General features: G+C 45.7%; 16 protein-coding genes. 6 read left to right on the forward strand and 10 right to left on the reverse strand.

The annotated features are described in order from the left end of the window. Position 1: 1 nt before the first annotated feature. From AC1XUF_RS09420 to AC1XUF_RS09430, 3 genes are read left to right on the forward strand one after another with little or no spacing between them, the layout of a single operon-like run. Entirely contained in the window at positions 2-529 is a 528-nt protein-coding gene (locus AC1XUF_RS09420) for a YfiT family bacillithiol transferase (protein WP_483341520.1), read from the forward strand. A 19-nt stretch (positions 530-548) separates the two neighbouring features. After that, on the forward strand, positions 549-776 hold the full coding sequence (locus AC1XUF_RS09425) for a DUF2905 domain-containing protein (RefSeq protein ID WP_483341521.1): 228 nt from the start codon (positions 549-551) through the stop codon (positions 774-776). 52 nt (positions 777-828) lie between these two features. Continuing rightward, the gene (locus tag AC1XUF_RS09430) at positions 829-1,578 is read left to right on the forward strand and encodes a GDSL-type esterase/lipase family protein (RefSeq protein WP_483341522.1); all 750 of its coding nucleotides are present in this window, start codon (positions 829-831) and stop codon (positions 1,576-1,578) included. 267 nt (positions 1,579-1,845) lie between these two features. Here AC1XUF_RS09430 and AC1XUF_RS09435 read toward each other — a convergent pair whose 3' ends face one another. Both AC1XUF_RS09435 and AC1XUF_RS09440 read right to left on the reverse strand, forming a co-directional pair. Next, on the reverse strand, positions 1,846-2,154 hold the full coding sequence (locus AC1XUF_RS09435; RefSeq protein ID WP_483341523.1) for a DUF983 domain-containing protein: 309 nt from the start codon (positions 2,152-2,154) through the stop codon (positions 1,846-1,848). A 71-nt stretch (positions 2,155-2,225) separates the two neighbouring features. After that, a complete protein-coding gene (locus AC1XUF_RS09440) occupies positions 2,226-2,729 on the reverse strand; it encodes a hypothetical protein (protein ID WP_483341524.1) in 504 nt (167 codons plus the stop codon). A gap of 194 nt (positions 2,730-2,923) precedes the next feature. Here AC1XUF_RS09440 and AC1XUF_RS09445 point away from each other — a divergent pair, with 194 nt between their 5' ends. Beyond that, positions 2,924-3,292 carry a hypothetical protein gene (locus tag AC1XUF_RS09445; protein WP_483341525.1) on the forward strand — a complete coding sequence of 123 codons (369 nt, stop codon included), beginning with the start codon at positions 2,924-2,926 and terminating at the stop codon, positions 3,290-3,292. Positions 3,293-3,520: 228 nt separating this feature from the next. On the opposite strand, the gene AC1XUF_RS09450 is transcribed toward AC1XUF_RS09445, so the two are convergent. Both AC1XUF_RS09450 and AC1XUF_RS09455 read right to left on the reverse strand, forming a co-directional pair. Then, entirely contained in the window at positions 3,521-3,775 is a 255-nt protein-coding gene (locus tag AC1XUF_RS09450) for a helix-turn-helix domain-containing protein (protein ID WP_483341526.1), read from the reverse strand. Between the two features lie 94 nt (positions 3,776-3,869). Further along, a complete protein-coding gene (locus tag AC1XUF_RS09455) occupies positions 3,870-4,088 on the reverse strand; it encodes a helix-turn-helix domain-containing protein (RefSeq protein WP_483341527.1) in 219 nt (72 codons plus the stop codon). A gap of 143 nt (positions 4,089-4,231) precedes the next feature. On the opposite strand from AC1XUF_RS09455, the gene AC1XUF_RS09460 reads away from it, so the two are divergent. After that, positions 4,232-4,453 (forward strand): hypothetical protein, encoded by a 222-nt coding sequence (locus tag AC1XUF_RS09460; RefSeq protein WP_483341528.1) that lies wholly within the window; start codon positions 4,232-4,234, stop codon positions 4,451-4,453. 114 nt (positions 4,454-4,567) lie between these two features. Here AC1XUF_RS09460 and AC1XUF_RS09465 read toward each other — a convergent pair whose 3' ends face one another. The 4 genes from AC1XUF_RS09465 to AC1XUF_RS09480 all read right to left on the reverse strand — a co-directional run bounded on the left by AC1XUF_RS09465 (position 4,568) and on the right by AC1XUF_RS09480 (position 11,748). Then, complete coding sequence (locus AC1XUF_RS09465; RefSeq protein WP_483341529.1) at positions 4,568-6,346, reverse strand: RagB/SusD family nutrient uptake outer membrane protein; 1,779 nt, start codon at positions 6,344-6,346, stop codon at positions 4,568-4,570. A gap of 18 nt (positions 6,347-6,364) precedes the next feature. Beyond that, positions 6,365-9,883, reverse strand: coding sequence for a SusC/RagA family TonB-linked outer membrane protein (locus AC1XUF_RS09470; RefSeq protein WP_483341530.1), 3,519 nt, complete (start codon positions 9,881-9,883; stop codon positions 6,365-6,367). Positions 9,884-10,092: 209 nt separating this feature from the next. Then, positions 10,093-11,067, reverse strand: coding sequence for a FecR family protein (locus AC1XUF_RS09475; RefSeq protein WP_483341531.1), 975 nt, complete (start codon positions 11,065-11,067; stop codon positions 10,093-10,095). A gap of 96 nt (positions 11,068-11,163) precedes the next feature. Then, positions 11,164-11,748 carry an RNA polymerase sigma factor gene (locus tag AC1XUF_RS09480; RefSeq protein ID WP_483341532.1) on the reverse strand — a complete coding sequence of 195 codons (585 nt, stop codon included), beginning with the start codon at positions 11,746-11,748 and terminating at the stop codon, positions 11,164-11,166. Positions 11,749-12,083: 335 nt separating this feature from the next. On the opposite strand from AC1XUF_RS09480, the gene AC1XUF_RS09485 reads away from it, so the two are divergent. Beyond that, the gene (locus AC1XUF_RS09485; protein WP_483341533.1) at positions 12,084-12,521 is read left to right on the forward strand and encodes a carboxymuconolactone decarboxylase family protein; all 438 of its coding nucleotides are present in this window, start codon (positions 12,084-12,086) and stop codon (positions 12,519-12,521) included. Between the two features lie 126 nt (positions 12,522-12,647). On the opposite strand, the gene AC1XUF_RS09490 is transcribed toward AC1XUF_RS09485, so the two are convergent. Continuing rightward, positions 12,648-13,763 carry a glycosyltransferase gene (locus AC1XUF_RS09490; protein ID WP_483341534.1) on the reverse strand — a complete coding sequence of 372 codons (1,116 nt, stop codon included), beginning with the start codon at positions 13,761-13,763 and terminating at the stop codon, positions 12,648-12,650. A 57-nt stretch (positions 13,764-13,820) separates the two neighbouring features. Next, positions 13,821-14,921: a glycosyltransferase family 4 protein gene (locus tag AC1XUF_RS09495; RefSeq protein ID WP_483341535.1), complete on the reverse strand. Its 1,101-nt coding sequence runs from the start codon at positions 14,919-14,921 to the stop codon at positions 13,821-13,823. Between the last annotated feature and the right edge of the window lie 95 nt (positions 14,922-15,016).

The raw sequence follows: 15,016 nt of genomic DNA on the forward strand, positions 1-15,016 counted from the left end.
CATGGAAGACAGCAGATACCCGATCGGCACTTTTAGTGCTCAGGAAAATTATTCGGAGCAAGAGCTTTCCGATCTCATTGCCACGATTGCAAAAGCCCCGGCAGACTATCGCAATCTTGTAACAAACCTTTCTGAAAGTGACCTGGACAAGACTTATCGCGAGGGAAGCTGGAATGTCCGGCAATTGGTCCATCATGTGGCCGACATCCATATAGTCCATTTTTTTCGTATGAAAAAGGCGCTTACTGAGCCGGACTACAAGGAAGTTACGCTGATCAATATGGATGGCTGGGCGAAAACACCGGACGCTAAACGGATGCCTATTGAAGATTCGCTGACCATTTTTGAAAGCGTTGGGAACAGGTATGTTTATCTTGCTAAAACGCTGACACCTGAACAGCTCGATATCTCTTACTTTCATCCCGTTCGCAAGATATGGCTAAGCCAGCGTCACGCATTAGCGATGTCGGCCTGGCACGTGAGGCATCATTTTGCCCATATTCAGATTGCCACGGGGCATGTTTTGTAGTGTGTAAAGCTTTACGGTTATGTGTCAATCTACTGGCAAATACATCATCCTGATTGGTCTGGCGGTGATGTTGGTTGGGATAATCATTTATTTTCTCAGTGACAAGCTGCATTGGTTGGGACGTCTGCCCGGTGATATCCGCATTGAAAAGGAGAACTTTAGATTCTATTTTCCGCTCACGACCATGCTGCTTCTGAGCGGGTTGCTGAACCTCATTATTTGGTTGGTCAGGAGATTTTTGGGGTAGAAATTAAAATAAATGTCCTTGTATGTCTGCGACATGATGTTTGAAATATACTATGAAAACCTGCTCCGGACTACTGCTATTTTTCTTTTTAACTTTTCAAATCCAAGCCCAGAAACTCTCCATTGTCTTCATCGGCAACAGCATTACGCAAGGCAAGGGCGGCGATAACGGTTTTCCGCCGCCGACGCATGCAGTTAATTATCTCAAAGCAAAAAAAGGCGTCGGGGATGTCATGTTTGTCAATGTCGGCAGGAGCGGATCTACCACGGTAGACTGGCTTCCGGGCAGCGGGAAATACTTTGTACTTGCCACTAAAGCAGCGGACAGCCTTTTCGCAAACAAAGACCATCAATTGATCTTCTCCATGAAATTGGGTACCAACGACAGTGCGATCGAAGGCCCGAACGGTTCGCCGGTTTCCAAAGAGAATTACAAGAAAAATATGCAAACCATTATCTCTGAATTGCTTACCAAATACCCCGGAAGCAAGGTGGTGGTGCATCACCCGATCTGGTACAGCAAGAATACCTACAATCGCTCCAAATACCTGGCGGAAGGATTGGAAAGACTGCAGACCTACATTCCTGAAATTGATGCCATGGTTTCGGAATACAAGAACTCCAATCCTGGTCAGGTTTTCAAGGGGGATACCAAAGCTTTCAGGTATTTCAAGAAGCATTATCTGAAATTATTCAAGCCTGAAAACGGTCAGCAAGGGGTGTTTTATCTGCATCCCAACGAAGAAGGAGTGGCTGTTTTGGGAGAATATTGGGGGAAAGCGATTGCGAAGGCCGTTTTGTGAAGGTGGTTTATCGCACATTTACTTCTAACTATCTGAAACCAATTTTTACGAACCCCTCTTAAACACATTGAATTTGCGCTGAAATAGGACGACTTAAACCTGGATTTTCTCCAAGGCTCCTAAAACCAGAAGTACTAATAGAATTTATTGAGAAGGCTCGGGCCGGTAAGTATAGCAGACGAAAAGGTTTATGAATTTCTCCAAGAATGGAGAAATTGACGTACTTAATCCTGAAAATGCAAAAAGTCTATCAGGAAATCTTGATGATTAGCTAATCTCCGCATCCTCCTCATAATCCACAAAAACATGGATCCAGATGGATCTTCCCAATCTGATGATGATTGGCTGCAGTAAAAAGAGGATAACTGTCAAAGCCACAAAAAACCAGTTCATATCCATTTTGAAATAAACCAGCAAAAGCACCGACAGCAGTGCCATAATGATGATCACGATCGGAAAGCTGGTCCATAACGCGCCAATGTAAAACCCGGGTTCGATTTTAAAATCCTGGCCGCAAATGAGACAACGATCGGGCATTTCCAGGCTGGCTTTGAAGCTGTAGGGGTTTCGCTTCACAAAAAGATTTCCTTTGCGGCAATGAGGGCATTTGCATTGTACAATGCTGGATAGCTTGGATTTGGACATGTCTATTTCCTGACTGGTTTCAACCCTTTCATTGCTTTCAACCCAATTGTTGAAGGAATAATGGCAGGCATTTCAAGCAATTTAGTCTCAACTTCCGGTTCAACGTATTCCTGCTTTCCGGTGATATACCGTTCAATGATGAAGCTTTCCTCACGCTCGAATGCAATGGAAGTTGCCCCGGCAAATTCCGACATGTCGTAAAGCTTCTTATACCAGAAAGCGGCATTCAGATTGCCGTCAAATTGATACTGATTTTCAAAACCATGGTCGAATTTAAAGTGAATGGGTTTTCCGATATTGGCCAGGAGACTCTCCGGATTACCTGTCAGCGTGATTGGTATGTAGGTCTTTTTATCAACAATGAACCCGCCATAGTTGTTTTTGATGTGTTCCCGCATGTTTCTCGGCGCATCGCCGACAAGTAACACGTCCAGCAGAAGTATCAGTTTTGAGGCGTAAAATTGAGAGAGGTTTTCGACGAGCGGGAGTGTTGAGATGCGTATCATGATCAGTGTCAGCAGGGATTAAACAAAGGTATGTTCAAAAATTGGACAGAAATCGGAAGATGTCCGGTTTTTGATAAAAATTGGACATATCGGCAAACAGGCAAACATCATGACGGGAATTTTTTCGGAAACGGGACCTGTAATTAAGGCACGATCTTTAAATTGCTTTTCAAAATAACTTCCCTAATTATAAAATGGTGAAAACATACAGATTCATAGCTCTCCTCGGCGACGGCAGAGAGCGTTTCAGCGATAAGGAACTAGATGCAGAATGGCCTACAGAACCCGTAGTGATCGACGCTTTTGGTTTCTCGGACGTTTACAGATATTCGGGTGTTGTTTTTCTGAATGAAGAATGGTTTACCAAATACGATCAAAACTGGCGGGTAAGTACTGCCAAGATCGATCGGCTGCTGGTTGATCTCGTGAAATATTCAGCAAAAGGCGTTACTTCGGAAAATCTTGAAAAGATAAGAGCCTATTTGCAGTCACCACCTGAGACTTTGAAAGAGGCTGTGGCGGTTTGGAAAGGGTTTTATGATCCTGAATTGAAACGGATTTAGTTTCGCGTGCATTTCTGCCCAGGCTTGCTTCGGGGCCGTTTGCGTTAGCTTCCGGTCCCCGGCCTGAAGGCCAGGGTCATTGACTTTATGCCTGAAGGCATTTCGACCTTGCTGATGTTTTCATGTTACCTGCCGTTGTTGGCATTGTCACCAACAACTTGCGGCGACTTACCTTGGTATCCCCGGACTGAAGTTTGGGGCCGGGAGATCGGTCATGCCTCTGGCATTTTATTGGCTTTCCAGTTTTAGATGTCCGCAGACTTCTTTCAGCATTTCGCAGGGATCAATGTGGATTGCTAATGCAATGAGGTATAACTCATCTGCTCTTAGTTTGGCAGAAGCGTTCAAGGTAAGTTCATTTAGCCTCGCTTTGCTTAAGCCCGTCCTTCTGGATACTTCTGATTTGTTGACTGATTTCTTAAAAAGGAATTTGCCAAGATTGGTCATTGGATGCTTTTGGTTATCCCGATGATGCTTTCGCATCAAGGTTCGTGTGCGTAAAAGCTGGTATGTGTGCTACATTTCCGTCTCCCAGACTGAAGTCTGGGGCTGGGAGATTGGTCATGCCTCTGGCATTTTATTGGCTTTCCAGTTTTAGATGTCCGCAGACTTCTTCCAGCATTTCGCAGGGATCAATGTGGATTGCTAATGCAATGAGGTATAACTCATCTGCTCTTAGTTTGGCAGAAGCGTTCAAGGTAAGTTCATTTAGCCTCGCTTTGCTTAAGCCTGTCCTTCTGGATACTTCTGATTTGTTGACTGATTTTTTAAAAAGGAATTTGCCAAGATTGGTCATTGGATGCGTTTAGATTTTCGAAAACAAATTAAAGACTATAAAGTCATCTGTCTTGAGTTTCTAAACAGTATTTAACCTTTAAAATGAATTAAATATATTTATATAGAAAATCGTAACTATTTTTAATTAAATCTATCATGTCAATGAGCTATACAAAAGCCGACCTCGAAATGATCGTATACACGCAGTTGGAAAATCTAAACGCAATGCATGACCTGTTAAAAATCATGAAGGTCCAAAATGAACTGCTCCAACGGGCCAATAACGCACTGCAAAATCAGATTATAAAATTTGAAAAGAAGGAGTACAATTTCACAGCCAAAAGAAAATCAGGCACAGCAGCGACAGAGAGACAAGCAGTATAAATGCCGGAGGCAAGCCCTCTGGCCTCCAGCACCCTACACAAAATAAGCCTCCGTAAATCCAAAGACTCACAGAGGCTTAATTTCTAGGTTATACCCGGGCCGAAGCCCGTCAGTTTAATTGTATCCTGGATTTTGTTTCAAAAGCGGCGCTCCGCCCGAAACACTCATATCAATCTGATACTGCGGAATGGGGAAATAATTGTTTTTCCCATTGAGATATTTACCGCCGGCCAGGTCGGTGGTAATCTTGGATTCGTAGCTGAAATATGCGTTCAGGCTGGTTTCGGCAATTCCCCATCTTACCAGGTCGAAGAAACGGTGGCCTTCCATGGCGAGCTCGATCCCGCGCTCAAAATAAACAGCTTGTAGCACGCCTTCTTTTCCTTTGGCTGCCAATGTGCCGGTCGGGTAGGGGGCTACTACGTAATTGGCAGCAGGCGTTGTGGAAAAGCCGGCTAATGGATTCTTATCGTTGATGTATTTGTACAGCCAGCCGGTTTTATCTGCAGCGCGCGCCCTTACCCGGTTAACATATTCTTCGGCTTTCGCGAGGCTTCCTGCATTTGCCTCCGCTTCTGCCGCCATCAAAAGCACATCCGCAAAACGGATCACCAATACATTGATCGCATTTCCGGGTGCCCATGAACTAAGATCGGCATACAAATCCTGTGTTTTCTGACGGTGAATGTTCTTTTTAGGAGCATAAGGTCCGCCATAGGGCTGGTCACGCACCCAATCCATACCTGGAAACAGGCCCCAGTCGTGATAGGGGATTGCCCGGCGACCGACTGTCCAGTCGAGGCGAGGGTCCAGCGTTCCTGCATCCGGCGTAAATGCGGCGGAAGACGTTAACCCCATATCATTTTTAACGGCATGACTGTTAAAATCCGTGATGTAAGGCAGCCCGGTTGCGTCCGTTCGGTACATGTTGACCAGCATCTGTGTAGGCTGGAAAAAACCGCAGCAGGCGAAAGGTGCACCGGTACCGTAGGGGAAATTCAGCATACTGCCCTGGTTGGCATTGGTAATGTCCAAAGTGCCATCGTTGGCCACCATCTGGATCGCGAAAACCGACTCTGCATTGTTTTTTGTCGCCGCGTCAAAATTGTCTTTGAACGAAACCAGGTCATATTTCAGCCCATTGGTGGTTACGCCGCTATTGATTACGGTCGTAAAGACCGTTACTGCCTCAGCGAATTTCTTCTGATATAAATAAGTTTTGCCAAGGTAGGCGCCCGCAGCCCATTTATTGGCCCGTCCCACCAAATCCTGAGTCTCGGGAAGTTTGTCGTAAGCCGCCTTGAAATCCGCCTCGATCATCGGCCAGATGTCCTTGTCGTTGGGCTGATTGAAATCCGTGGTGGTTTCGTCGATGTACGGTACCATATTCCACATTTTTTTCAATTCAAAATAGTAATGTCCCCTCAGAAAGCGCGCCTGTGCTTCTACATTGGCCTTTGCTTCGTCACTCATATCTGTTACTAATGCCAATACCCGCAAAACGGCGTTCGCCCGGGAGACCCCTTCGTACAACGCTTTCCATTTGGTATTAAAAAAACCGTTGTCGCCGCCGGTAGCAAATGTGGCGATGGCATTGATGGGCGTCTGGTCACCTCCGTCGCTGCCTTTATGCGCGTCGCCGCCAGTGATGGCACCGTAAATCCAGTTATCCGGCGGTGATTCCCATCCGTTTCCGCCGGTAAAATCCCCTTGCCCGTCCAATGCAGCATAGGCCCCTGTCAGCAAACCGTCAATTCCTTTTGCAGTCGCCAAAACTTCGTCACCCAATGCACCTTGTACGGGCTTGTCCAGAAATTGGTCTTTACAACTCTGTAAAATGATGAGGCTGCCTGCAAAGCATAGTGCGGCCATATATCTTGTTAACTTTCTCATATCGGTTTCAGATGATGATTAAAAAGTAAGGTTAAGACCAACTGTGTACTGTTTGGAAGAAGGATAAGAGCCTTCGTCGATGCCGAATACGATCTGGCTGCCGCTGGTATTCCGGCTTACTTCGGGATCCAATCCTGAGTATTTCGTGATCGTAAACAGGTTGGTCGCCTGCAGATAAAAGCGCAATTGCTGCATTTTCATTTTTTTCAAAAACGCAGGTGCCAGTGTGTAGCCAAGCTGCACGTTTTTCGCCCTGAGGTACGATCCATTTTCTATGAAATAGGAGTTAGGAACATTGATCGTACTAAAAGAACTGGAATTTTCCTGGATGGGCGCCTTTGCATTGTGGTTTTCGGGCGTCCAGGAGTCGTAGAGTGCAGTTTTGCTTTTTGCCCCGGAACGGGAAGAGTTGAAATCACTCCACCAGAGTGTCTGGTTCCAGATCTGATTTCCCTGTACCCCATAGAAAAACACGCTGAGGTCAAATTGTTTGTAGTTAAATGCAAGGTTCAGACCATAGCTAAAATCCGGATTGGGGTTACCCAGCATCTGACGATCGGCGGCCGTAATCTGATTGTCACCATTGATGTTTTCGTATTTAAAACGTCCCGGCGCAGCGCCATCCTGGTAAACTGCATTTGGGTCGCCTGTTTGCTGGACCGCCTGCGCATTGGCCGCCGCCACTTCTTCATCCGAATTCCAGAATCCAATTACCTTGTATCCGAAAAACTGCCCGATAGAGCTGCCTACCTGGTTACGAACAATGGAAGCACCGTCAAAGCCTCGTCCTTCCAGATCAAAATAATTGGTGTTATTGGTTACCTTCTTAATCTTGTTATTGTAGCTCGTAAAGGTCAGCGTCGCATTCAGTTTCAGGTCGCGGCCAATATCAAACTTGGAGTTGAGTTGCAAATCGATGCCTTTGTTTTTCATCTGACCAATGTTTACATAAGGCACATTTCCACCACCCGCAGTTCCGATTAGGGAAGGATTAAAGAGCAGATCCTTGATATCCTTGATATAATAATCCGCAATGACGTCCAATCTGCCTTTAAAAAAAGTCGCGTCGATACCAATGTTAGTACTAATATCCTTTTCCCAGATTGCGTTGGGGTTACCGATCTGGTTCTTTTCAAAACCTTCCAGTGCGCCGGTCCCGCTGGTGCCGGCCAGGTCGTAATACGAGCTTTTCCGGTTTGAGCTATATGTGGTAAATGCATTGCCCGAACCTACGTTGATCTGATTACCCATCACACCGTAATTGGCGCGGAGTTTCAGATCGTCCAGCCAGGTGATATTGTTCATGAAGTCCTCCTTTGAAATCCGCCAGCCGGCACTTACGGCCGGAAAGTAACCATAGCGCTGGTTGATAAATTTAGAAGATCCGTCACGTCTCAGGATTGCGCCGAAGAGGTACTTATCGTTGTAAATGTAATCCGCACGCCCAATGAGTGAGTAAAGCGCGTCCAGTGAGCGGCTGCTGTAATTACTACGTGTTCCCGAACCTGTGCCGAGATTCATATAATTGGGATCAAAAGAGAAGTATCCCTGTGTGCTGCCGCCCACTTCCCAATATTTGTTGTTGTAAGCTTCTGTGCCAGCTACAACGGTCAGTTCATGTTTTCCAAATGACCTATGGTACGTCAGCAAATTGGTCCAGGTCCAGTTGAAACCGCTGTATGATCCTTCGCTGTACGTATTGGTGTTGCTGTTTTCTTTGTTTTCATAAGTTGGGAAAGAAAACGAATTCCAGCGTCCCGAATAATTTTCGCCCCCGAAGCTGGTGCGTAGAGTGAAATCCTTGAACAGATCTACTTCGGCAAAGACGTTTCCAAACAAGCGGTTATCCAATCCTTTGTCATAACGCGTCCTGTCGCGCATAGCTACAGGATTAAATGCATCGCCCATACCGGTAGCCCGGCTGCCCGCGTAATTGCCCATGATGTCGTGTACAGGAATGATCGGTTGCATACGGAAAGAGAATGCAATCGCCGAGCCTCCGTCGGAAGTGGAACTTTTGGGGTTATCCGAAATAGAAAAAGCCAGGTTCTCCCCGATGCGGATGTGCTTGCCAATGTTATACTGGCTGTTGGATCGCAGGGTGTAGCGTTTCAGATACGTGTTCTCCAGTGCGCCCTGCTGATTGAAATAATTCATCGAAAACAGATAGCTGCCCTGGTCGCTGCCGCCGCTCAATGAAATGTTGTGGCTCGTAGAAGGTGCGTTCTTGAAAATTTCGTGAAACCAATCGGTACCGGTTTTATTCGCCTTGACGATTTGGTTAAAGGTATTGAAATCGTCAACCGAAGTATAGTTCGGGTTGACGTAATATAAGTCGGGATTTGTGCCCGGATCACCTTCTTTGGCTCCCGTCGGCAGGATATAATCAGGCAAAACGGGTGTTGCGCCATAGCCGTACTGGTCATCCCCGACAGTCAGGCCGGAATTTTTCTGTACCTGGAATTTAAGTTGCGCCTGTTCTTGCGGGTTCAATGTGTTCCAGACGTTGCCTTTTGGTGGCGTCTGCATTCCATACCATGCGCTGTAATTGACTTTTACCTTGTCTTTGCCTTTTCTGGTGGTAATAATAATTACTCCATTCGCGGCGCGAGAACCATAAATCGAGGCGGAACCCGCATCTTTCAAAACCTGCATGCTCGCGATATCATTGGTGTTCAGGTCGGCAATGGAAGTAGTAGGAACGCCGTCGACCACATACAATGGATTGTTATTTCCAAAAGTATTCAATCCGCGTATACGGACCTGGGGCGCATCACCCGGCTGTCCCGAACTGACCACCGTTACTCCGGAAGCACGTCCCTGCAACTGGTTTGTAACCTGTCCGTCCGTAGTTTGTTTCAACTGATCCACATCCACCACCGAAACCGCTCCGATCAAATCCTTCTTTCGTTGTGCGCCATAACCGGTTACGACCAGTTCCGAGAGGGTGGACACGTCGGGCTTCAATGAGACATCCAACGTGGTGCGGGCACCGACCATGATTTCCTGTCCCATAAATCCGATAAAGCTGAAAATCAGGATAGATTCGTCGCCTGCCACATCGATGGAATAATTTCCGTCGATGTCTGTCATGGTACCATCATTGGTACCCTTCACCCGTATTGCCACGGAAGGCATGGCTTCGCCCTTTTCGTCGGTTACTTTCCCTTTAATCGGCCGGACTGCTACCTGCAAAGCGGCAGCTTGCATTTCCAATGCTTTTTCAGTCTTTGGTTTCTCGGTAACCCCGATCATTTTTCCCACCTGTCTGAATTCCAGGGAGGTCTGCTTTTCGATCATTTTGAGAATTTCGGGGACTGGCAAGCCCAATGCATAGAGGGTTACCTGCGGGGCATTGCGGACAAGTTTCTCGTCAAATGCAAAAGTGACCCCGGTTTGCTGTTCAATCTGTCTGAAAACCGCCTTTACCCTTGTCAGCCTCACGTCCATATTAACGCGCTGGGCTTCGCTGGTTCCGGCCATTAATAAGGCGGTGGTCAGTACGTTAAGACCCAATACTAGCGTAGAAATGCGCATACATTTTTTGAATAAGGGAATTCCCCTATGGTAATAATTCACCATATTTGTCTGATGTTTAATGGTTAAGCTGTTAAACCTGTCCCTCCTGACTATTCATGGTTCCAAGCATAGCATAGCAGGTGGACTTCTCGTACAGGGGACATTTGCCGTGTTCCCTGTATTTTTGAGCCAATCTTCCTGGAAAACCGACCCCCTTTTTTTGTCTCCTATTTGATTACAATCGTGCTGTCGTTTAATTGCGAATAATTGAAATTTTTAGAAAAGCCAAGCACCTTTAATACATCGCCCACCGGTTGATTATCAAGGGTTAATGATATTTTTTCCTGCGTCAGATCCTTTTTCTCAATCACGATATGGAGGTTATATTTTCTTTCCAGCGCATGGAAAACTTCCACCAAAAGCTCATCTTCAAACACCATTCTGTTGTCCTTCCAGGGTGCGATTGCAGGTTTACTAATTTCGTTGATATGGATTTTTTCAGCTTTTTGAGGCACTACGGCCTGTTCGGCTGGGAGCAGCATCACGGCTGGTTTTTCGGGCTGATCACGGACTGTCACACCAACTTTCCCAGTTTTGACAGTAACCTTAATGTCAGGATCGTTTTGATAAGCTTTTACATCAAATGAAGTTCCCAATACGGTGATATCTAATGTTTTGGCATGAACAATAAACGGTTTTTCGGACATGTGCACGATATCGAAAAATGCTTGCCCTTCTTTTAAAACCACTTCACGCGTTTTGCCCGAAAATGAATCGGGGTAGGTAAGAACGGAACCGGCATTGAGCCAGATCGATGATCCGTCGGGTAGCGTAACTTCTAATGTTTTGCCCAGGGGTGCCTGGGCAATAGTGAGCCCCGGTTTGACGGGTTTATGCTGATTTGTCCAAAATAAAAATCCTGCAATCACCACAGCCGCTGCGGCGCTGGTCCAGAATGACAACCGACCAACCCACGTCAATTTGGATTTCTTCATCGCGGGCCCTCTCAGCGCTTTGAGATTCTGCTGCATCCGGTTCTTAAGTTCTTCGGCCGTTTCAGTTTTTTCCAGAAAAACCATCTCCGATTCCGGCATTTCCGAATTCTGGCGGTCGTACCAGTCATGCAATATTTGTTTTTCCTCTTCGGTAGCAGTTCCGTCAAAGAATTTTCTGGCCAATTGTCGGATGTACTCCTGTGTCATTGCAAGTGGATTTTTCCCTTTGCAGTACTTAGAGGGGTGTAAGAGGTAAAACCCCTTAGCCAGGAAATAAAATTTTTGAGATTTTATTCAGAGAGTTTAAAATTTGGCAAGAATAATGATTTGCAGAAGAAGATGAACTGCGTTGCTCAGGTTTGCGCGCACCATTTTTAGGGCTTTGGTGAGATGTGCTTCGGCCGTTTTTTGGGAAATTTTCAGCTCTTCGCAGATATCCGGCAAAGATCTGTCCTCCAATTTATTGTATTGAAAAACCAGCCGACACTTTTCGGGGAGGCGGTTGGTAAGGTTGGTGATGATTTCAATCAGAAGCTTATGCTCAATTTCCTGGTCTATCGAAACGGAAGTCACAGCTTGCTGGCGAATAGAAGTTTCCAGTTCGAGGTTTTGTTTGGATTTGGCGAGATACCTGTACACTTCGTAGCGAAGCATGGCGGCCAGATAAGGTTTCAGGGACTGGATTTCAAGGCTTTGTCTTTTTGCCCAAAAAAGCATAAAAGTATCCTGGGTAATTTCCTCTGCGACCTCCGCCGACTTCACCATCCGGTGCGCGGCGTAAAAGAGCTTGTCCCAATACCTGTTATATATTTCGTCAAATGCGCCTTCTTCGCCCTCCTTTATCAAAGCGGTTAGCTCATCATCGGAATAGTTTCGAAGATCGGTCATGAATGGTCAGGTCATTAAGAATTGGTATCCTTTATCCAAATATAAAATAATTTAATCACCGATGAACGGTAAATTAATATAAGAACAGTATTAAAATGGGTGCTAAGCTAAAACTGAAAGATATTTTAACATAAATACATTGAATAGCAATATTTTATTTTGCAAACGGTCAGCGACCAGCGATCTCCATTGCGCCTTGGCGGTACCTTCCGCCATGTCCGGGCGAATAGTCCCCTGCTTTTGCTTTGGACTACTGGGAATATCAAAAATGGATCATTTGTGTAGTCCTTTTAACGTATACTTTTGGCAGATCGGAAATTAAAAGTGAAAACGATATGCCGCAACGAAATCCTTCCAACAGGATCGATCCTGGTACTTATGGTGCGATCCGTCAACTGGAAAAATATATGTCCGAAAGTGTTTTGGACCAAATTCACTATAAGCTTATCAAGATCCGCGCTTCCCAGATCAATGGCTGTGCCTATTGCGTCAACATGCACACCCGCGATGCCAGAAACTTGGGTGTGAGCGAGCAAAAGCTGTATTTGTTAAGTACCTGGCGGGAAACGCAGTTTTACACGGAGCAGGAGCGGGCGATTCTGGCATTGACGGAAGAAATTACGCTGATCGCCCATCGCGGCGTAAGCGATCCGGTTTATGACAAAGCCGTTGAGTTGCTGGGCCTCGAATGCACCAGGGCCGTGATTATGGCCATTGTGACGATCAACGCCTGGAATCGCATTGCTATTACAGACCAGCTTTTGCCTGATTAAGGGTTGTCTGTGTACGTTCCGGCCTGAATTTTCAGAAAGTTGTTTTTGTGTTGGCTTTGAAAACACTGCCGAAGAAGGTGAGAGTTATTTTTCGGGTCATCGCGATGTCAAATTAGTCCCAATTGTTTAGCTCCATTTGCGGAGATCCGCATGTTGAGGCTCATGGCCGGATCCTTGCGATATGGAAAGGTACAGTTCGTTGTATGCTGTGAACATTTTTCGGGCTGTAAATTGATTTTCGTATGATTTTCGGGCTGCCAGCTTCGATGCTTCAAGAAATTTTTTGTTCTGAACATATTTCAGAATTGCTTCGATGAAATCTTTTGGGTCGCTGTTTACGGCATATCCGTTACTTCCGTCCAGCATTTCGGAGATACCTCCCACATTCGAAGCTACAACAGGTACCGAATAACATAACGCCTCTATAATTGAGATTGGCATCCCTTCGTAATTGGTGGGGAGCATAAATAGGTCGGCGTACTTCAAAAGTAGGTGGGCGTCCTCGGCCTGCCCCAGGCAGTGCACATTTGCCGGAGCATTGTACACGGTCTCTTTGTTGCCAATCCAGAAAAATTGTACGGGGTAGTGCTTCATTCGCTCCGCTATTTCACAAAAAAGGTCGAATTTTTTCTGCGGTGAAATTCTTGCGATGCAGAAGACCTTAAATCCATTTGTGCTCGCAATTATTTCTTTCAGCCTTCCGAGGTATTCTGTTTCAGGTAGCCTGGCGGTTTGGCAACAATCGGTAATACCGTTATAAATGCAACTAAGGTTGCGATTAATCCCCTCATTGGCCAGATTGTGGAAATCATATTGGCTTACACTTACAATGTGCTTTGCCCTGGTCTGCAGTAGTCTCTCCAGATATAGAAATTTGCGGAAGGCTATTCTTACAGAGTCAAATCCATGGACTGTGTAAATGATTTTTGAAGCCGGGAAGGCAAGTCTGCCCAATATCCCGATTTTGGAAGAATGAAGGTGGACGACATCAGGCCGAAAACAAGCATTGATCTTTCTCAACTCAAGAATCACTTTGAGGTCGTCGTATAGGTTAATCTTCCGATGTAAGGATTTAATTTTCCATTGAGCAATATTTTTTGGCAGGGTATTCCAAAGTTCGCCACACATAGAGGATGCCACCATTACTTCTTCGCCATTTAAGGTAGCCTCTTTGGCCAGATTCAGCACTACGGCTTGTGCCCCGCCGAGTTCGGCTAGTGTGACTACGTGCAGTATTTTCATGAAGTGTGTTTGAAGAGGGTAGAAAATGAATCGTGGATCAGGGATCTTCGGATGGAATTAGTCCCGGCAGATATTGAAAATGGCTTCTGAGAGGGAGTCAGAAAAGGTTTTTACCGACTGAAAATGTTTAAAGCAGCGACGTGAAATGTCTTCGTACAGGAGTGGGTCGCGAATAACTGCCTCGATCTTTGTTAATGATTTATTCCAGTCCTGCTTGTTCTGGATGTTGGCGAAAACGGCTGTCTGCATATCTTCCGCATAGTTTTTTATTTCGCCTACGGGCGTCACGAAGCATACCAGACCGTTTTGCATGGCCTCGGCCACACTCATCGCCATACCTTCCCTTGAGCTAAGTTGGATCAGAAAGTGGTGCTCGCTAAAAGCTTTTGATTTTTGATCGGTATTGAGCTCGCCTTTGTATTTGACGAAGGGTTGTAAATTGTTATTTACAATTTGTACAAGCAGGTCTTTCAATTCGCCGTCGTCGCGGCCATAAATATCCAGATGAACATTCAGACAGCGTGAGCGCAGGTAGCTTATCGCCTCTACTGCGAAATGCAGATTCTTGACTTTACAAATTCTTCCCAGAAACATAAACCTGATCTCCTGCATATCAAGCTTTGGATTTATCCTATAGTGTGGGGATTTCTGGGTAAAAAATGATATAACTTCAACAGGAGATCTGGGGCTGAATGTATGGTGAATGAATTGTGATGTTGCGATTGAATCAGCGAATATGTAATTGGATTGGCGCATCGCAGCTTTTGTAAAAATGGCATCGCACTGATGAGAAAAACGGGTGCTGTGGACGAACGACACGAACCTGATGTTCGAATTCAGCTTTTTTGCGATTACGCCCATAAGGGAAGCCCGCCATAGCGAGCACACCATGATATCCGGGCGCAAGTGCAGGATATAGAATATGATCCTGAAAATTGTCAGAGGATAGGTGAATAAAGGGTAAGGAAAGGATCGAAAACATGCTTGCTGCTCCTTTGAAAGGTGCCGGATCATATTGAAATCAATTTTCCCCAGGACGGCAATTTTCAGATCGTAGTTTTTTTGAAGCGCTGGGATGGCCGAGACGAGCGCAACTTCAACGCCACCTATCTGAATGTCGTGCAAAATGTAAAGCAACCTTGCTTTTTTTGGGAGCATATTATATCAAGTCAGAAAAGACGGGATTGTCTGGCGCGAAAATGTAATTTGACCCCCTGTGCAGCAATTATTTCTTTCTACCGGTAGGCGGGAGT

Source organism: Dyadobacter sp. HNCC25DJ185 (genome assembly GCF_056895195.1).